Source organism: Mycoplasma aquilae ATCC BAA-1896, assembly GCF_048074525.1.
Classification (GTDB): domain Bacteria; phylum Bacillota_I; class Bacilli_A; order Mycoplasmatales; family Metamycoplasmataceae; genus Mycoplasmopsis; species Mycoplasmopsis aquilae.
This window is the reverse complement of sequence record NZ_CP182208.1, coordinates 652,573-674,627: the sequence shown is the minus strand read 5'-3', so window position 1 is coordinate 674,627 and position 22,055 is coordinate 652,573. Positions and strand designations below refer to the sequence as shown.

At 29.1% G+C, this 22,055-nt stretch carries 6 protein-coding genes and 1 pseudogene; 4 read left to right on the top strand and 3 right to left on the bottom strand.

Annotated features, from left to right (window positions below):
• Window positions 1–636 precede the first annotated feature (636 nt).
• Complete coding sequence (locus tag ACM0IS_RS02765; protein WP_416755968.1) at window positions 637–1,215, bottom strand: hypothetical protein; 579 nt, start codon at window positions 1,213–1,215, stop codon at window positions 637–639.
• 65 nt (window positions 1,216–1,280) lie between these two features.
• Window positions 1,281–2,381 (bottom strand): redox-regulated ATPase YchF, encoded by a 1,101-nt coding sequence (gene ychF, locus ACM0IS_RS02760; protein WP_416755966.1) that lies wholly within the window; start codon window positions 2,379–2,381, stop codon window positions 1,281–1,283.
• A gap of 109 nt (window positions 2,382–2,490) precedes the next feature.
• Between ychF and ACM0IS_RS02755 the strand changes: the two genes are divergently transcribed.
• Genes ACM0IS_RS02755 through aspS form a run of 3 tightly spaced genes read left to right on the top strand, consistent with a single transcriptional unit; the run spans window position 2,491 to window position 7,230 of the window.
• Window positions 2,491–4,137, top strand: coding sequence for an MAG5620 family putative phospho-sugar mutase (locus ACM0IS_RS02755; protein ID WP_416755965.1), 1,647 nt, complete (start codon window positions 2,491–2,493; stop codon window positions 4,135–4,137).
• A gap of 32 nt (window positions 4,138–4,169) precedes the next feature.
• Complete coding sequence (gene hisS / locus ACM0IS_RS02750) at window positions 4,170–5,534, top strand: histidine--tRNA ligase (RefSeq protein ID WP_416755964.1); 1,365 nt, start codon at window positions 4,170–4,172, stop codon at window positions 5,532–5,534.
• Window positions 5,518–7,230: an aspartate--tRNA ligase gene (gene aspS, locus ACM0IS_RS02745; RefSeq protein WP_416755963.1), complete on the top strand. Its 1,713-nt coding sequence runs from the start codon at window positions 5,518–5,520 to the stop codon at window positions 7,228–7,230. Before hisS ends, aspS begins: the two co-directional genes overlap by 17 nt.
• Window positions 7,231–7,495: 265 nt before the next feature.
• On the opposite strand, the pseudogene ACM0IS_RS02740 reads toward aspS, so the two are convergent.
• A pseudogene (locus ACM0IS_RS02740) lies at window positions 7,496–8,511 on the bottom strand (IS256 family transposase).
• A gap of 298 nt (window positions 8,512–8,809) precedes the next feature.
• Here ACM0IS_RS02740 and ACM0IS_RS02735 point away from each other — a divergent pair.
• Window positions 8,810–22,054: a hypothetical protein gene (locus ACM0IS_RS02735; RefSeq protein ID WP_416755962.1), complete on the top strand. Its 13,245-nt coding sequence runs from the start codon at window positions 8,810–8,812 to the stop codon at window positions 22,052–22,054.
• Window position 22,055: the final 1 nt, after the last annotated feature.

Sequence of the window (22,055 nt, the reverse complement as noted above, 5' to 3'; positions counted from 1 at the left end):
TTCTTTGTTGTTTTTCTCAAATAGCTTATTAAAATATTTGCATAATCACTTATGAATTATAAATTTTAAATTTATCCTTTAGTGTATAAAAATAGTGATAGTCTATTTGCAATCTTAGTGTTTCATGAGTTCAATTTCAAAATCCTAGGAGTTGTTCTTGAGAACAACCAGTAGATTGTTTATCAACTCATGGAAAATAGTTATCACGAATAAATTTATATGGTTGGCATTTCCGTTACTTAAAATAACTATTTTTTGCTCATTTGCGATTTCTAATTGCCTAAGCATTGAATACGCATTGGAAATTAGATATTGAGAAGTATTTCTCCTTAAAAAATAGATGGATAAGGATTATTACCTAAAACAACAATATCGTCTATAAACACTTTATATTTTGATTCATTTGTTGTGACTAGAACATTAAAGCTTACTCATCATCTAGTTTTTGATCATAACTGTTATTTTTGCAGCTAAATGCTGGCTGTTAAAGACATCAAAACTAAAGTGATTGATACAAAATGCATTAAGACTTTAAATTGAATTTTCATAATCCTATCTTATATTAAATTTGAAATTAAAAAATTAGCTCAAGGCTAACTTCTTATTTAAATAAATTCAATAAAATTACATTTCAAACTAAGAAATCGAATTTTCGAGTCCTTCATCAATTCCAATATCTGCTATAACTTCACCAACAAAATCGCCAATTATAGCTCATTGAAATCTAGTAACAGAAGTTCTCTTATTTGCTAGGATTTCTTCAACTCATTCATTTACTATTATGTCTTTTGGCGAAAAATATTCTGCATCAGGATTAGTTTCATTCATCTCCCCGAGTTCCTCATTAGTCATATCGTTACTAAAATTTAAATATGAAACAGATACAGGGAAATTGATATCTTTTTCTCGATCATTAAGTAAGCTGCTTTGCATTAGTTTGTTAAATATTTCGAGCTGTTTTTTCAAGAATTCAAAATCATCTTGAGTAACTTGCTCATTTAACTTAATTTTGTCAAACAAATCATTATTATATTTGGCCATAATGTTATCAAAAGTTTGACCTAGTCCTTCTTTTAATTCAATTTTGTTATTAATCTCGTCAATACTTTTGCTAGGATTTGTATTCGCACTTTCTTCAGCTTGCTTGCAAGCAATTGCGCTAAAAGTTGAAAATAAAGTTGTAATAGAACCAAAAGTAATAAGTAATTTCTTCATTTTTATCAATATCCTTAATTTTAAAATTTATGCTTTTTTAAAATGATTTATTAAGAGGTGAAATTTTATTTCCCGAATTTAAAGTGACAAATATCACCATCTTTCATTACATAGTTTTTACCTTCAGAGCGTAATTTACCAGCATTTTTGGCACCAACTTCACCCCCATAAGCAATAAAATCTTCATATGAAATCACATCAGCCTTAATAAATTTCTTTTCAAAATCACTGTGAATAACACCTGCACATTGTGGAGCAAGTCAACCTTTGTGATATACCCAAGCTCTGGCTTCAACTTTTCCGGCTGTAAAATAAGTTTCTAAATTAAGTAAATCAAAAGCTTCTCTGGTTAAAACATCAAGTCCACTAACTTCAATCCCATACATCGCAAGTAATTCCATTTTTTCATTTAAATCTTCAACCATAATTAGTTCAGATTCCAGTTGAACACAAATAGGAAGTAATTTTTCACCTGGCTTTAATGACGCTTGTAACGCAGCAAAGTTTTTATCATTATTATAATTTGCAAATTGGTCATTACTTAAGTTAGCTACATAAATAATAGGTTTAAATGTTAATAAATGGTAGCCTTTAATAAATTTGACTTCATTTTCATCTAATTCAACATCACGAGCTGGGATATTGTTTTCTAATGCTTGTTTTATTTTGCTTGCTGCATTAAATTCAATAATTCCATCTTTATCACCTGATTTAGCTTTTTTAGTTACGCGGTTAATAACATTATTAATAGTTTCTAAATCTGCTAGCATTAGTTCGAAATTAATGACATCTTTATCCCTAACTGGATCAACTGAATTAGCTACGTGCATAATGTTTTTATCTTCAAAACATCTTACAACGTGAATAATAGCATCCACTTCACGGATGTTGGCTAAAAATTTATTACCAAGTCCTTCACCCTTAGAAGCTCCTTGTACAAGCCCAGCAATATCAACGAAGTCAAAAGTTGCTCAAACGATTTTATCTGGGTTAACGATTTTGGCAATTTCGACTAAACGAGGATCAATTAATGGGACTGAAGAAATATTGGGCTCAATGGTTGTGAAGGCATAGTTTGATGCTTCAACTTGCTTTTTAGTGATGGCACTAAATAATGTACTTTTACCAACATTTGGCAATCCGACAATTCCGGCTTTTAATGACATATTATCTCCTTGAAAAAAATTTAGTTAAAATATCTTATATTTTACATTAATATGCTGAAAGGCATTTTTTTAATTTGATAAAATTAAACTAATTAATCAAAGGAAAAATATGCAACAAAAAAATGAACATAAACTAGCAAGTTGATATAACTTATATCAAAACAATAATTTAATTGATTTTAGCTTTGAACATTTTGTTCGTGAAATTGACAACTTGTTTCCTAATAACTCATTTTATACTCGTCCAAATTCTACAGTGTATGGAATTGAGTTTAATAGCCTAGATCAATATGGTTTTGGAAACTTAAATATCTATACATTGTTAAATTTAGCTGATATTTTTGATGCCACTCATAATAAATCTGGTCTATTTCGTAAGAAAGCTAGAATTTTATTTGCTACTAGTGATGAAAGTATCTTTCCAGCTAATTTAGGTCAATATTTAACTAGTTATTTAAAGGATAAAAAGCATTTTGTTTATGGTTTTAATGTATCACAAATAAATCAATTTGTTTTTCAAGCTGCAATTAATTCACTAGATATTGATTATGCCTTTTATCTTAACTTTAATCCATGTAATAATAAATATTACCTACAAATTTATTCAGGTAAAGGTTTAATTTCATTAGATGAACAAGAAGAATTAATTACGCAACTTTATCAATGAAAGAAACATTTTATTTTTCCAAATAATCATGAATTAATTACACTCAATATCAATAAAGTTATTGATAGTAATATTAAAAAAGTTTTAGCTAGATATGTAAATAGAGAGAATAAACTTGATTATTATGCTTCACTGTCAGTTTACTTAATGGTTGAAGATGATAGTGCTTCTTATATTTTAGAACGCTTCTTTAATCAAGTAAATATTAAGTATTCTAAACTGAATCCAATGCTAAATAAAGACTTGCTTTCACCTTCGCCAATTGTTTTTTGAAGATGACTAAGAACTGCTAATTATAAAGCTGATTTAATTATTATTTTAAATAAACATAATGACTTAAAGCTTATTACTCGGACAAAAGAAGGCTATGTAACTTTAAATGATGATGAAATTGCTTTCTTATACATTAATAGTCAATACTTATATTGAAAACAAAAAGGGCTGCTGGAAAATGAACAAATTTTTATTCCTATGAATGCAGCTGACTTTATTATTTCAAATCTAGAAAACTATAAAATCCAATATAAGTTTGAAAATGAATTATCTAATGCAAATAATGTCTTATTTGCCTATGGCCAAGGCTTTTCAAATAGCTTGGAAATGAATTTAAATTATGATAATTTAGAATTCTTATTTAATTTTTGTTTCATGTTATTGAACTATAAGGAAAATAATAATTTATTTACCTTTAAGTATAAAAAGATGACAGAAGCTAGCCATTTTACTTCACTAAATACTTATAGTGTAAAGAAAAATGCTGCTGAAATGCAAGTGCTATTTGATTATTTAATAGCTAATCCAGATGTGCTAGGCAAATATAAAATTGAAAAACTTAGAGCAATTAATTATGATAGTAATAAATACCAATATTTATTTAATTTACGCCTAAAAACCAAGCATAATAAAAATAATATTTATGTCTCATTTAAGAAGTCAACTAATCAAGTAGAATTTAAGTTTGAAACCAATATTAACCTATATAAAATCAACCATTTTATCGAAAAGTGATACACAATTTACATCCAAAAGAAAATTATCAAAAAGCTTACTTATTTAGTTAATAAACTAAATAAGTCAAAAAAGAAATAAGATATAATTACAAAAGCAAAAAAGAGGTAAAAATGATAAATAAAATCAAAGGAACTAAAGACTTCTCGGTGACAGAAGCAATGTTAAAAGACTTTGTTTTAACATCATTTGAAAACGTGGTTACAAAACACGAATTCAAAATGATTGAAACACCTATTATGGAACAAAGTGCTTTATTTAAAAGATCAGTAGGTGAAAGTGAAATAGCTAAAAAAGAAATGTATGAATTTAAAGACAAGGGAGATAGAGATATTTGCCTTCGTCCTGAAGGAACAGCTTCTTTTGTACGGGCATTTGTAGAAAATAAATGATATGCAGATGATTTTGATCGTTTTGCATATTTTGGTCCAATGTTTAGATATGAACAGCCACAAAAAGGAAGATATAGACAATTTTATCAAGCTGGTGTTGAATATGTTGGAAGCAAAAACTATCTAAGAGATGCTGAAGTTATTTTAACAGCTAACGATTTACTTGACTTATTTAACTTGGAATATGAATTAAAAATTAACTCAATTGGAGATAGTGTTTCACGTGCTAATTATGAAGCAGCACTTTATGATTATTTAATTCAATATCAAGAACAATTAAGTCCAATTTCACAAGAACGTTTAGCTAACAAGAAAGTGCTTCGGATTCTAGATGATAAAGAAGATAGTAAAAAGGATTTCATGAGAAATATTCCTTTAATTCAAGACTACTTATCACCTGAATCAAAACAATATTTTGAAAATGTGCTAATTACTTTAGCTACTAATGGAATTGAATTTACAATTTCGAATGAATTAGTAAGAGGGTTAGATTATTATGATGAAGTTGTTTTTGAATTTGTATCAAAAGATAAAAATGCAGGAGCACAATCTACTTTAATTGGTGGAGGAAGATATTCTAACTTAATTAAAGAATTAGGTGGACCTGACCTTTCAAGTGTTGGTTTTGGATTTGGTGTTGATCGTTTAATAGACTTAATTAAAGAAGATTTTAATGAAGTTACTCATATAGAAACAGAAACAAGACATGTTGATATTTATATTGCAATGAGTGAAGATAGCAAGAATATAGATTATGCTTTTTGATTAGCAAATAATCATTTAAGAAACTTTTTTACAGTAGAAGTTGAACTTGAATTAATTAAAGCAAAAAAAATTATTGACAAAGCTAATAAGCACACAGCACAATTTATTATTTATGAAGATAAAATGCTTGGCAATGATTTATTGAATATTAAATCATTAGCGACAAAAGATAAAATCTCATTTGGTAAGAATTTACATGGTATTGCTGATTTATTCACTTTCTTGATTGAAAATGTAGAAGATGATTTAGAAATCGAAATTGATGAAATCGAAGAATATGTTGCAGAAGAATTGATGGGGAAAAATGAAAAAGACAATTAATAATAATCAATTAAGACTTGCAGATGCAGGTAAACAAGTTACTTTATATGGATGAGTAGCAAACAAAAGAAAATTTGGTGAAATTAGTTTTGTTGATCTTAGAGATAAATTTGGTGTGACTCAATTAGTATTTAATACACCAATTACTTTTACAAAAGAATCAGTACTTGAAGTTAATGGTACTGTAGTAGAAAGAAAGGATAAAAATCCTGACTTGCCTACAGGAGAAATTGAAGTAGTAGTTGATTCATACAATGTACTTTCTACTTCAAAAGAACAATTACCATTCCAAATTAGAGATGATATTGATGTTAAAGAAGAATTAAGACTTGAATACAAATTCTTAGACTTAAGAAGACCAGTAATGCAAAATACTTTAAAGTTAAGAAATGATATTATTTTTGCTATTAGAGAATATTTACAATCTGAAGCTTTTACTGAAGTTGAAACACCTATTTTATCTAAGGCAACTCCAGAAGGCGCACGTGACTTCTTAGTGCCTACCAGAAATAAAGCGAATGCATTTTATGCCTTACCTCAAAGTCCACAATTATTCAAACAGTTATTAATGATTGCATCTCTTGAAAAATACTATCAAATTGCTAGATGCTTTAGAGATGAAGATTCAAGAAAAGATCGCCAACCTGAATTCACTCAGCTTGATATTGAAGTAAGTTTCATGGATGTTGAATCATTCCAAAGTTATATTGAAGGGCTATTTAAATACTTTATGAAAAAAGTTATGAATGTAGAAATTCAAATTCCTTTTGAACGTGTAAAATATGATGAATGTATTGACAAATACGGAACAGATAAACCTGATTTTAGATATGGTAATGAACTTGTTTCAATTCCTGAATTTTGTCAAGCAAGTGACTTTAACATTATTAAAAGCGCAAGTAGCATTCGTTTATTAAAAATTGATGAAATTATTAGCAAAAAAGACTTTAAGAAACTTGAAGAAATTGCTAAGAAAAATAAAGTTAAAGCTTTATTCTACTTTACTGTTGAAAATTTCCAAGTTGCAGAAAGCAATTTTGCTTCTAAAGTACCAGCTAGTGAAATTGAAACTTTAATCAAGTCTCAAAATAATCAAAATGGTACTTACTTAATTTGTGCAGATAAATACGAAAATGCATCACAAGCTCTTGGGGCACTTAGAGTTGAACTAAATTCATGATATGGATGAGCTAAAGATGAATATAACTTTAAGTGAATTGTTGACTGGCCAATGTTTGAATATGATGAAGAAAATAACTCTTGAGCAGCAGCTCATCATCCTTTTACACAATTTGATAACACGCTTGAAGAATTAGATACTTTACCTAAAGAACAAATTAGAGCTCGTAGTTATGACCTAGTGCTTAATGGATTTGAACTAGGTTCAGGTTCAGCTAGAATTTATGATGAAAAAATGCAAGAAAAAATGTTTGAAATGATTGGTTTAAGTAAACAAGACCAACAAAACAAATTTGGTTTCTTCCTCAAAGCATTTGAATATGGTGTACCACCACACTGCGGAATTGGACTTGGAATTGATCGTCTTGTTATGATTTTAAGTAATCATAAAACAATTAGAGACGTTATTGCATTCCCTAAAAACTCAAAAAATGAAGATTTAATGACTCAGGCTCCTTCAAATGTGGAAACAAATCAACTCGCTGATGTTTATTTACAAATTAAAGAAGAAAAATAATTAATTAATATATTACTTAAATAGCATAAAGTCCCATTTAGGCCTAAAAAAATGGGATTTTTTTATTTTTTGTCAAAATACTATAAAAAATAAAAAAGGATACTGTCAATAATTTTGTGTAAATTCTGAAAAGATAAGTAACTTGTATAACTTTTATTTAAAAATTATACAAGAATATTAAATATTCTTAAATCCCATATGCCTGCGACTAGAATTTTTCGCATTATATGAATCTATAATCGTTATTAATATTTTCTCTGCTGAATTAACAGTAGAGAATTGTTTTTACCTTTAATTGCTTTTTGATATATGAGTTGAATGCTTCAATTAAATTTGTTGTATAAAGGGATTTTCTGATTTCATATGGAAATGCGTAAAATGAAAATAAATCATCTCCTATAGATAGTAGATTTCTAACAATTGATGGGTAGATATTTTTTCATTTATTTAGAAATTCATTGAACTTCTTAATAGCCATATCTTCATCGGTTTGATTATAAATTAATTTAATATCCTGGGTTATTTCTGTGATATGCGCTCTTTTAACTTTTGAATGTATATTACGTTGTATGTGTACTCAACATCTTTGATAATATGCTTCTGGAAAATGTCTGTGAATTACATCCTTAATCCCTGCTAGTCCATCAGTTATAAATATGTCTACTTTTTCAACACCGCGATTTTTAATATCTTCTAAAATATCTCCATAATTATTTGCACTTTCATTTGGATAAATCTCAAATGCGAGTATTTCTTTATAACCTTCAGCGCTTATTCCTAGGGCTATATGTACAGCTTCTTTCTGATATGAACCATCTCTTTTAACACTCAAATGTGTTGCATCTAGGTATATGACTTTGTACTCTTTTTTCAACCTTCTTTGTCTAAACTCTTCAATATTATGAATTAAGTTATTGGTGATATTTGTTATTGATTGTTTAGAAAATTCCTTTCCAAACATTTCGTTTACAATATCAATAATTTCGCTGTAATCTAAACCTTTTTGAAAAGAATTTGAATCATTTCTGTTACTTGCTTTTGTGTTCTTTGATGTTTTTTAATAAGTTTATTTTCAAAGTCACCATTTCTATCGCGTGGTATTTGAATTTCAATTTCACCAATTTCTAATAGTAATTTTCTAGTGTAATAGCCATTTCTATAATTAGCATTGTCACTTCTTTCGTATTTTTCATATTGAAGAAATTCAGTTAGACCATCTTTTAATAATTCATTAATTATTTCTTGGATATCTGATTTATATTGATTCAGTAATAAAGACATAAGGTGATTGATATCGGTTGTTTCTTTATAAAATTTTTGCAATTGTTCTGAGTTTAATAGTTTAAAATTATTCATAGATAAGTTATTCCTTTCGACGTTATAAAAATTATAGGGTAACTTATCTTTTCTTTTGCCATTTTTAATAATTTATGAATTTACACAAAAATCTATATAGTATCTAAAAAAGAGTATAATTGAAATGATTATATCCAAGAAAAAACTGCATTTTTGCAGATTTGAAGCACTTATAGCTTAAAAATAGACAAAAAATTTTTTTCTAAAAATGTAAAGGAGAAATATGTCAGAAAAAAACAAAAATGGTAAAGCTAAGAAAATACTTTTAACAGTAGCAGCAAGTGCAGCTACTTTGACTTCGCCATTATTAATTCTTGCAGGAACTGATAATGTTGTGGAAAATAATGTAGTTTCTACAACATTTAGCCCTGATTTTACCATTGAAGGAAATGTGAATACAAAAGAATATGAAAATGTGGAAACGAGATATTTTGGTTTTAAAAGATATCCAGAAAATATTTATTACAGATTGCTTCCATATGAACAATTTCAAAGAGATAATCAAGAGAAGTTGAATGAAATCAATAAAATATCAGACAAACATTTAAAAAATGAGAAACTTGATGCACTATGAAATTCATATCAATCTAATTATTTAGAAGGAAGAAAAGCCGAGCTACAAAAAATGGTTAAATTTATTAAAGAGCCAACTGCGGATGATTGAAACAAGAAAGAGCAAACATGGGAAATTGCTTATGATACAAAATTGCTAAATAATGCTCAAACATATATTTATGGACAAAGAGTATTTGGCTTTATGCTATCTAATGATTTGGAAGTTCTTCCTGGGACTGTTTCACTAAGGTTAGAATATGTTAACAAAGATGCGAATGAAGGTTTTGATTTTTACAAAAATCAAACTTCTTGAGGGGATCCTGATAAAATACATTCTTTAGAAGATTACCCAGAATCTAATTTTTTACAATATTCTGGAGATAATGAAGTTAAAGATTTTGAAAAAATAAAAGGTTTATATTTAAGATTTGCTGATAAGAATGAAAAATTTGACTTTTCAGCTGATCAAAAATTTAACAAGTCAGATTATTGAATGAAGAACATGGTGTTTGACATGGAATCAGGTACAAACACTATGGGGACCTTACTTTATAATGATTATGATGAAAATTCAGCTAAGAAAAAAATGGAGATAAATATATTTCCTGCAATTACAAATTATGTAGATGATTGAAGGGGATTTAAACCTAGAATAAATGCTATAGAATACATAACATCAGACGCAGATACTAAATCTGGATACTCACCTTATGTAATGGATGAGCTAATGTCACGTAATTTAGCTGGTGATTTTGGCTTTGAAGGCCTAAATCATGTTTTTGGAATTGGAGTATCAAAAGAAAAAAATCAAAATGATCCAAATGCATGGCCAACTAAAATTTATATGGAAAATGAAGCACTGAACAATTTTTTCAAGAAAAAAGATTTTTATACATATAATCAATACAAAGAAAATGCTGGTACCACATTTTTAATTAATTTAGATAATGGTTTAGAAATAACACCCGGATGAGGAAAGGGCTGATTAAATGATGCTAAAAAATCTTATAAGATTTATTTAAAGTTTAAAACAAAAAGAAAAGTTAAGGATGTATTAAGTGGCAGTTTAGAAGGTGAAAGCAGAAGAAAAGTTACAGAAAATTCATTCTTAAATAAAAATGATTCAAAATCATTTGTTTCGGCTTTATACCATACGGATTACTATAATAATGGATGAAACAAAAAGAATCAAAGATTCGAACTTTCTAACGCTGATTCAAGCCCTATAGCTAATGGTGATAAAAATAATCAATATTCTGCTGAAGTAACTTCATTTGCTACAAGAACTAACAATAGAAATGTTACATTTAACATAACTGAAAATATTAATTCAGATAGTATAGTTAAATTCCCTGTAATAGCAGGATATTCTGTATATAAAGATGATCAAAAAATCGATTCTATTAAAGTTGATTGAAATGAAAATAAAAATAATGAAAACTTTATAGATAAGAAAAGTGTCAAAACAAGCTTAACTGTAAACTTAGATACATTAAGCCTTAAAAAGATGAGTGATTTGGATAATATCTATTTAGTTCCATATTATGCAAATGATGACCTTGAAAAGTTTTACGAAACAACTTTTAAATGAAATGTTTCTCGCAATAAATTTGTTTTTGACAAAGACAACGTATCATTTACAGGAACAATAACATACAAAATTTCACCTGAAGAAATTAACAAGCAAAAATTACTAGCTGCACTAAAAAATCAAGATAACAACAACTTACTTTATAAAAATACTCCATTAACCAAAGAACAAATAAAAAATATTGCTTGAGGAATTGAAGAAGACTTTGACACCTCACACTTTAGCCACACTATTGCTGATGGAGAAACTAATAAATATAGTGATTTTTGACAAAACTTTATACAAAATGTTTCGAAAGCAAATAAAGATAAAAGTGAATTAGATGCTATTGACACAGATTCAGTTCTTAAAACAAGAAATTATAGACTTTCACAAAATAAAGCTGCTATAGATCAACTCGCTCAAGAAATTAAAGCTTTAAAATCAATTAATTTAGATGATTTTGATATTACAATAAAATATCCTTCTAAAGAAGTTTCTATTACAAATGACCCTACTTCACATAATTTTGATGAAAAAATTAAAGCATGAAATGATTTAATGAGCAAAATGGATGGCGACAAGAGATATAATTCATTTGTATCAATGATAGATAAAAGAATTTCTTTATTTGAAGAAACAAATAAATTATATTTCTTAGCTAAGACATTAAATAATGACGCAGATAAAGTTGCAACAATTTTTGACTTAGCAGAATTGAAAACAACAGCTGAAAAATTAAAAGCTTATTTAGATACTGAAGTAACTTCAGAAGCGTTCAATGATTTCATAAGCAATGTCGGAAATTATTTAACTAAATATCACAATATTAAAATAATTGAATCATTTATCAGTGAACAATCATCAGAAGATACTTCAAACAATAAATATAAATTGTTATACAAATGATTTAATTCTACAGGAGCAAAACAAGAATTAGAAGGCTTTAAAGAAGAATTAAAATCAGATACTAATGTTAGTGATAGCAATGTTTACGATAAAATAGTAAACAAATACAATACATATAACAAAATTTCTCAAAAACTTGACTCAATACTAAAAAACAACGACTTTAATTACTGAAGTATGTTTGAAGAATATGTCAAGGAATATTTACCTTCCGATGTTATAAATTCTTCAGTATTAAAGGAACTACTTAACCCTCTAAAATTAGCAGTAGCTAATATTAATGATTATGATAATCTTGTAGTACTTTCTGATACAGGGTTTGCGGATGTTATTTTTGGATACATTTTTAATGATTGATTAATTAAAAATGATAAATACAGTGTCCCAACAGCTAATGCTTATAGCAAAAAAGAAGGTGCTGAAAAATTAAAAGCAATATTATTTGAAATATGTGAGTTTTTAAAACAAAATGCTCAACCAGACACATTATCACAAACACTATTAGCTAATAATAAAAATTATTTAGAAGCAATCTTAAAAGCTAAAATCTTATTAAAAGATACAAAAACACTAGCTACACAACTTTCAAATTTAACTAATAAAAATATAATTAAAAATACTTCTGATATTGAAGAATTATTAAATAAAAACCTTCAATTTGATATCTTAAAACAAGCAGCTGCTGGTTTAAAAGAAAAAATTAATGATAATCAAACATTTTCTAACATTAAAAACTCTAAATATAAAAATCAGATAATTTCTGAGATAGAAAAAACTATTACATACTACAACCTTAATGAGCAAAGAATTGCGCAAGATCAAGGTGATGCATTTTACAAAACAAATGAATCTGTTAAATCAGATTGAGATTCATTTGGAGATTTTTACTCTTTAAATAACTTAAGTAAAGAAGAATATACAAAAGAATTTAAGGACTTAAAAGCAGCTACAGATGCCAATGTAGATCAATTCTATAAAGCTAAATGAGATGAACTTCAAGATTTAAATAGCAAAATTGCTTCTCTAGTTGATACAATTAATGCTACTGAATTAAATCAAGAAGCTAAGGGAGCTTTAAATAATTTAGCACAACAAGCAGATTCTATAGAAGCTGTAGAAGCAATTGAATCAAAACTCAATACTGTTATTAAAGCTTACAAAGATCTTGATACAGTAGAAAAAGCTGCAAATAATGTTAAAAACCAAGCTGAAAACAATTATAAATTTGCTTCAAATGATACAAAAACAGCATTTGATACATTATTGGATTCACTAAATGAAAAGAAAGCTGAAATTAATAAAACTAAAGTAGCAAAAGCTGATGACCTAGAAAATGTTGTAAGCGCATTAAATACTTTAACTCAAGAAATTAAAGATAAACAAGAAGCCTTAGATGGTGAAAAACAACTAAAAGATTTACAAGATAAAATTACAATTGAAGCACTTCCATCATATACCGAAGACCAAATTCAAGGATTAAAAGATGCATTAGCTAAAACAGCAGATCTTGATGGCGCAAAAGCTAAAGCAACTCAATACTCAGAATTCAACTCTGAAGTTGTTGCTGCTAAAGAACTTGTCGCTAAATTTGATGAAATAACAAAAGAAAATAAATACATCAATGCTACAAGTAAAACTAAAACCCCATATGATTCATCAGTTAAAATTCTTAAAGGGTTTGTAGAAGGCTACCAAGCTAAGATTGATGGATATAAGTCAACTAGCCCTGAGTCTTGAACAAATAATCTTCCAACAATGAAATCTGAATTAAATACTATTGCTGAAAAATACAAGCTTGATTTATCAGCTTTAGATGGAATTAAAGCACTTGAAGATGCTAAAAAAGCAAAAAATGATTTAATCGAAAAATTTGCCAACATTTCAGATTCATTAAAAGCTACATTTAAGGAAAAAATTAACTTAGAAACCACAATTGATTCAGTTAATACTAAATTCAATGAACTAAAAGATGTTGATTCTGCATATGGAACAACAATTAGTCCACTAAATAATCTTCAAAATTTAGTTAAAGGTGATAAATTTGAAGCATTAAATGGCGAAGCAGAATACAACACTGTAAAAGAAAGTCTTGCAAAAATAGAAAAGAATTTTGAAACAGCAAAAGGAAATGCTGATATAAACAAAAATGCTGTCGAAGCTATTTTAAGTGAAATCAACTCTAATAAACAAACAATTGAAACTAAATATCAAGAATTTCTAAAATATCGTGAACAAGAAGCAGCAAAAGCTCAAGAGTTACATTCACTTACAGAAGCTCAAAAACTAGCAATTAAGAATAGCTTTAATCAAGCTAAAAATAAAGCTCAAGTAAATACAGCTTCACAAAATGCTACAAAATTAAATGACTCAATGAAGAGTTTACGTGATGCTTATGCTAAAGCTACAGAAGCTAAGAAAACTCAAAAATACTTGAATGCTTCAAAAGAACCTAAAACTGCTTTCGATAATCAAATGAATGACCATAGCACAAATCCAGATGCATTAGCTACTACTGATACTAGCTCAATTGATCAAGCAACTCAAACATGAAATACCTTAACTAAGAATTTAGATGGAGATACTGTTCTAGATAAAGCGCAAAAAGATGCTTTAGAAGCTATTAACAAATTAACAAACTTATCTGAAGAACAAAAAGGGGTTGCAAAATCTGCAATTAATTCAGCTAATATTGTTGATAATATTAATGAACTAGTAAACAAAGCAACAGCATTTAATAAAGCAATTCAAGATCTCAAAGATCAAGTTGCTACAGATACAAGTAACAAACAAGCAACCAAATATCAACAAGCTGATAATGAATTAAAGGAAGCATATGATGCTAAAGCGCAAGATGTTGCAAATAAATTAAAAGAACTACAAGGACTTTCATTAGATAATAATTTATCAAACACAGCAACTAAAGAAGCTGAAAGCGCAAATGCTATTCAAGCTGCTAAGGATGCTTACAACAAGCTAAATGGTGATACTAAATTAGCTAGTGCTAAATTAAGCGCAAATGATGTTTTAGATACTTTAAGTAATTTAAACTCTGATGTAATTAGTAAATTTAAAGAAGAAATTTCAAAAACTAATGATGTTACAGCTGTAAATGGTATCAAAGATAAAGCAGTTAGTCAAAATACCTTAGTAGGTGGTATTGTAAATTCAGTATCACAAGCTGAAGCATTAAAGAAAAATACTTCAGTTTATAATAAAGCAACAGCAGAACAAAAACAAACTTTAGAAGATGCAATTAAAGATGTTAAAGACAATATTTTGGATTCTTCTGCTAACAAGATGAAACCAAATGAGTTAACCGATCAACTTCAAGCTAAAAAAGATGCTATTGATAATGCAATCAAAGCAATTAACAAGCTATCAGGTGAAATTACAGAAGCTCAAAATAAAGCTAAAGAAGAAATTAATGGATTAAAAGACCTAACACAAGCTCAAAAAGATGCATTAAATTCAAAAGTAGATTCTGCAACAACTAAAGAAAGTATCGACTCAATTGTGGAAAATGCTAAAAAACTTGATACAGCTACAAAAGCTCTTAAAGATGCAATTGAACAAGCTAAACAAGTTAATAAGCAAGCAAACAATTATAAATTTGCTGATCCAGAAAAACAAAGTCAGTTTGATACAGCTAATTTAGAAGCTACAACTGCTCTTGGCGCTGGTCTTGCTGATAAAGATGCTAATGCAATTAATGATCTAGCTAAAAATCTAACTGATTCTATCGGAAACTTAAATGGTGATGCTAAACTTAATAATAATAAAGAAGAAGCAAATAAAGCTATAGATAAATTGAGTTCATTAACAGATGAACAAAGAGATAGTATTAAAGATAAAGTTTCAAATGCTAATGATGATGCTGAAGTTAATAAATTGCAAGCTGCAGCTGAAAAACTAAACAAAGCTTTAAAAGAAGCTCAAGAAGCTGCTAGTGAAGCAAATACTGCTAAAGAAAGCGATAACTACAAACAAGCTTCACAAACTCCAAAATCTGATTTCGATTCTAAGAAACAAGCTCTTGATTCTGAAATTGAAACAGCCAAAGGATCAACTTCATTTAATGATGCTAAAGCAATTAATGATCTTGCTGATAAATTAGTTAAAGCTACTGAAAATTCAAATGATGCTAAGAGTGCTCTTGATGGAGAAACACTATTAACTGATGCAAGATCAAAAGCCCAAGGTGCTCTAAATAATGTTAAACATCTTTCAGACGAATACAAGAATGCATTACAAGAACAAATTACAAATGCTAAAGAAGTTGACAAGTTAAATGAACTTACAGCTAATATTCCTGCTCTTGATATAGCTGCTGGAAACTTAAATGAAGTTGCTAAGAAATTAGAAGCAGCATTAAAAGATTCTGAATATGCTAACGCAAGTGAAGATACCAAAGGAAAAGTTGCTCAAGCTCAAAGACAAAATGAAGACTTATTAACTAATAGCTTATTAAACAATGGAAAAGTTAAAGACGCTATTGAAACTGCTATTGCTGCAAATAATACTGCTTTAGAAGCTATTAAAGCTGATAAAGAAGCTCTAGCTACAGCAAGAACCAAAGCAAAAGCAGAATTAGACAAATTAACAAATATATCTCAAGCTCAAAAACAAAGCATTGTAGATAAAATTGATAAAGTTAATACAACTGCTGAAGTTTTAGCTCAAGTAGAAAATGCTCAAAAGCTTGATGCACAAATGGCTGAATTAATCAATTCATACAATAAATTTGTTGCTGCAAAAAATGAGACAAAATACACTCAAGCTTCTTTAGAAGTCAAAAATAATTTTGATACCTTATACAACAATAAAGACACTTGAACAAAAGAAAATCAAACAGCTATTGATCCTGAAATAATTAAATCTGTAGTTGAAACAATTCAATCTGCATATAACAGTTTAGATGGTGATCAAAACTTAGCAAAAGCTAAAGAAGATGCTACAAGTGCTATTGATAAATTAACAAATATAGATAAAACAGCAAAAGATGCTGCCAAAGATGCAGTAAATAAAGCAAAAACTGTTGAAGCTGCAAATGGTATTGCAACTAAAGAAACAGTATTAGATAGTTCTCTTGGCAGTGCAAATAATGCATTAACAGCTGCTAAAGCCTTAAAAGAAACACCTCAATATAAAGAAGCTACTGATATCAAACAAGAAGCTTTTGATAATGCTATTAAAGCCCTAGAAGAATTAGTAAATACAGCTAAAGTTCAAGCTGATGTTGAAAAAGTTGTTTCAAATACAACAGACTTACAATCTAAAACAAATGAACTAACAACAGCTCAATTAGCATTAGATGGAGATACCAAATTAGAAGCTGCTAAGACTGCAGCTAAAGCAGTTATTGAAGCATTAGAAAATATTGATACACCAGTGATGAAACACTTTGAAGATCAATTAAAAGACAAAACTTCAATTAAAGATATTAATTCTGTTGTGGATCAAGCTAAAGCTACAAATACAGCTGCTAAAGAATTAATTCAAACAGTAACTAAAGCAGAAGAACTTATTAAAAAACCTGATTACAAATTAGTGCCTGAAGCTAAAAAACAAGATTTAAATACTGCTTTAAGTGCTGCTAAAAACTTATTAACATCTGATAAGACTAAACTTAGTCAACCAAGTGAAGTTGCTGATATTAAAAAGGCAAGAGAAAACTTATCTAAAGCTCTTATTCAAGCTTCAGGTCAAGCAGATGAAATTTTAAAAGCCCAAAAAGCTGCTAAAGATCAAATTGATAACTTAACTAACCTAACAGGACAACAAAAAGAAGCTTTAAAACGTGATGTTTCTTCTGCTGTAACTAATGAAGATATTAATTCAGTAGTTGCGAAAGCACAAGAGTTAGATACAGTTACAAAAGCGTTAAAAGATGCAATCCAATCAGCCAATGAACTTGACAAAAATAGTGATAAGTATAAGTATGCTGATGAAAATAAACGAAATGCCTTTGATACTGGTTTAAGTGATGCAAATGTTGAACTAGCTAAGGGCCTTGCAGATAAAAACAAGGAACAAATTCAACAATTAAGCGATCAATTGACTGCCGCACAAGGTGCCTTAAATGGTGAAAGCAAATTAGCTGATGCTAAATTATCTGCTAAGGATAAAGTTCAAGCCTTAGATAAATTAAGTGAACAACAAAAAGATGCTATTAAGTCTGCTATTAACAATACTACTAGCCCAGAAGCTGCAAATGCAATTGCAAATAAAGCTACTGAATTAGACCAAGCTATTGCAAAAGCTAAAGAAGCACAAAAAGCTGCTGCCGAAGTAAAAGCTACACCTAAATACACAGAAGCTAGTGATACAACTAAGAATCCATTTGATACAAATGCAAATAAATTAGATGGTGACATTACAGCTGCAACAACAACCGCAGATTTAGACTCAGTTGAAAAACTTAACAACCTAGTCAAAACTTTAAAAGAAGATACAACTAAGACAAATGATGCAAATGCTACACTAGATGGTCAAATTCGTCTAGCTGCTGCTAAAGCAGAAGCTAATGGTGTAATAGCTGGTGCAAGCCAATTATCACCTCAAGCTGCAAGCGCATTTAAAGATACTGTTGATAAAGCAACAACAATTGCTGCTGTAAATCAAGCAAAAGAAGCTGCTAAAACAGCTCAAGAAGCTGCTAAAGCCTTAGTAGATAACCTTGATAAAGTAAATACAGCATTACAAAATGCTGGAAACACACTAGATGCAGCAACAACTAAGGAAGCTAGCGATGCTAAAGAAAAAGCTAACGAATTCTTAGAAGATAACAAGCTAAAACAAGGAGCAGATGTTGCTGAAGTAGACAAAGCTGCTGCTAAATTAGCTGAAGTACTTGGTAAAATTAAAGCTAATGTTGATGCATTAAAAGGTGCTCAAAATGATGCTATTGATGAAATTAATAAGTTACAAAACTTATCTTCTACACAAAAAGAAGCTTTAATTAATGAAGTTAAAGCTGCTGAAAATAAAGAAGCTGTAAATAGTGCATTAACAAAAGCTAAAGAGTTAGATGAAGCTATTAGCGAATTAAAAGATAACTTAGCTTCAGTTGAAACAACAAAAGCTACTGACAACTACAAATTAGCTGATGTTGACAAGAAAAATGATCTTGATAAAGTTGCATCAGATAAAGACAGCATTATAAGTCAAGCAGCAGCTACTTTAGATAAAGCTGCAATTGCAACATTAAATAACAAGATTAATACAACTAAAGAAGCCTTAAATGGTAATGACAATAAACAAGCTGCTAAAGATGCAATTGATGCATTAAACAACCTAGGTTCAAATCAAAAATCAGCTGCTAAAGATACATTAAATCAAGCTCAAGATAAAGCTCAATTAGATGCTAAAGTTCAAGAAGCTAAAGATTTAGATCAAGCTAAAGCAAACTTACAAGTAGCTAAAGATAGCTTAGATGCTTTAATTAATCAATTTACAAAACCAAGCAACATTAATGAAGCTGCTTTAAGTTCATTTAATAATGAAACAAAGAACTTTGCTGATAACAAGAAAGCATTAGAAGCTGCGAAAGAAGCTGCTAGAGTAGCCCTTGAAGCTACAACTTTAAATGCAAATGAAGTTGCAAGTGCCTTATCTGATATTGCAAAAGCTAAAACAGATGCTAAACAAACAATTGAAACTACTGTAGCAAAGAATAACGCTATTGTTTCAGATGCTAATATTCCAAACTTTGTAATTCCTACAGATAAACAAAAAGCTACATTAGCTGGTACAAAAGCAGTAGATAAGAATGCTAATGTATATGAAGATCTTGTTGCTGCACGTGAAGTTCAACATTTAGCTGCCTTAGACAAGTTCGCTAAATTCCAAGAAGCTTTACCTCAAGAATTAAAAGCTTCAACATCATTTGGACAAAGCCTAGAATTAGCTAAAGAAGAACTAAATAATTCAAATACAAAAGCAAGTGATGATGAAACATTAGCTAAAGTAAATCATCAATTATTAAAAGATAAGTTAGCATTAGCATATGACGCTATATCTAAAGCAAATATTAATGACTCACTTCCTGAAAACTTAAAACAAGAAATTGAAACTCAAAAAGCTAAAGCTTTAGAATTATTAAAATATGCTAATACAGATGTAACAACTCCAAGAGCTACTTATGATGCTCAAGCTGATAAATTAAACTTATTATTAGCTAAAAATGATTTAGCTAGCGTAATTGTCAACGCGCAAGCAGCAGAAAAATCAAGTCAGCTTAATGCAGCTATTAAACAAGCTCAAGATGCATTAAATAATCCTGCTTTTGATCAAGATACAATCAAAGCTGCTAGTGATAAACTTGCAAATGAAATTGATAAAGCTAAATTATATGTATCTATTAATCAAGCTAATGACTTTGTTAAAGAATTACAAGAAGGAAACAAACAACACCACAGTGCTTTAAGAGATAGAATTGTTAATACATTAAGTAATGATGATATTCCTAAAGCAACAGCAGCAGCTAATAAGCAAGATACTAAGGCTGGATATAATACAGCTGCTGCTGCTCTTGATAACGCTGTAGCAAATGCTAAGAAGACTATTGAAAATGTCTTCAAGGCTCTTGAAGAATTAAGAGATAAGATTGCGACAATGCCACAAGATCAAATCTCTACTCAATTAAAAGAACAATTAGCACAAGCTCAAACAATTAAGAAAGATAGTGGTGTAGTGGCTATTGAAAATGCTTTAGAAAGCTTACAACACAGATATGCAACAAATGAACTTGATAAAGCTATCGCAGCTGCTCCAACAATTAATGATAAGTATGCTACATTAGTTCCAAGCATTGTTGAACAATCTCAAGCTGTAAGCAATAATCCTCAAGCAAGCACACAAGAAATTGCAAGTCAACTTGCAAAACAATTATTAAACAATGCTAAAGGCAATGCATTAAATACTCTAGCTGGCTTAAACAACTTAAATAATGCTCAAGCTAGCGCATTAGCTAATGTTATTGCACAAGCTCAAGACACTAACCAAGTGTCTCAAGATCTAAAACAAGCTCAAGATTTAGACAAAGCTATGGCAACATTAAAAGATACTTATACTAAAGTGGATGAAGCTTATAAAGCTGGAACTAACTTACCATATGAAGCTTTCTTCATTCCAGCAGATAAATTAAAATTTGCTAAAGATACTATTGCTAAAGTAGGCAAGGTTACTTCTGAAGCTGGTCAAGTCTACTTAGATAACTTGCCTGCTCAAATTGACCAATTAAACAGTGATTTAAATACTGCTCTTGATTTACTTGGTCAAGGAAAAGGCCAAGCCAAAGCAATGGAAGAAGAATTCACTAAGTTAAACACTAAAGCTAATACTTTAGAAAATAACTTACAAGTAAATGCTAATAAGCTATATAATTCACCAAAAGCAATTCAAGATCAAATCAAAGATTTACAAACTAAAATTAAAGACTTAAGTGACAAATATTTCAACAATCATGCTGCCTACATGGAAGAAGGCAACGCTAAGATGAAACAATTAGTTGAACAATTAAGTAATTTAAATGATCAAGTTACACAATTCTCACCTCAAGTATTTATGAATAATAATGCTCGTATTACACAAGCTCAAAATTTAATTAATAATAATTCTGAATACACAAGTGATATAGTAGCAAAAGATAGCTTAACTAAATTTAACAATGCAACAACTTTTGCTCAAGCTGATAAGTTATTAAATGAACAAGTTGCATTAAATAACAAGGTTAAAGAAAATGTTCAACAAATTGTTGCTAACCTAACAAACACACTTGTTACAAAACAAGAACACCCAGAAAATGAAACCTTGCTAGGCGAAATTGTGCTAACTGCTAAACCAGAAGTAATTGCACAAGTAAGCAAAATGATTTCTTACGTACAAACATTATCTGCACTTGATAAGAGCCTTAATGCTGCCTTAAACAGTGAAAAAGCAGATAAGAAATTTAAGAAACAAATAGCTGCAATTAGCACATCTTTAAGTTTAATGCCTCAAGAAACATTTGAAGGTTATAAAGAACTTAATGAAGCTATCAGTCAAGCAAGCAAAAATATTAAAAACCACGCAAATGGTATTGAAGAATTAATTAATGCTATTGATACACGTGATAATGAAAAATTAAGCAAAGCAATTCAATTACTCGATAAGAGCGATAACAAGAATGCTAAACTAGCAAAATTAATTCAAGACAGCAACTATATTGATATATTAAATCATGCTGACAATAAAGCAATTAATAAGGATGACTTAGCTACTGTAGAAGCAATTAAGAATTCATCTGAATATCAAATGGCCTCTCCAGCTATCCAAGACTTATTAAATCAAGACTTAAATGGCAAAAAACCATGAGCTTGATGACCAATTGCTGTTGCGATTTCAGCAATTACATGATTAGGTGGAATGCTTGCTATCTTATTAAAAAGAAAATAAA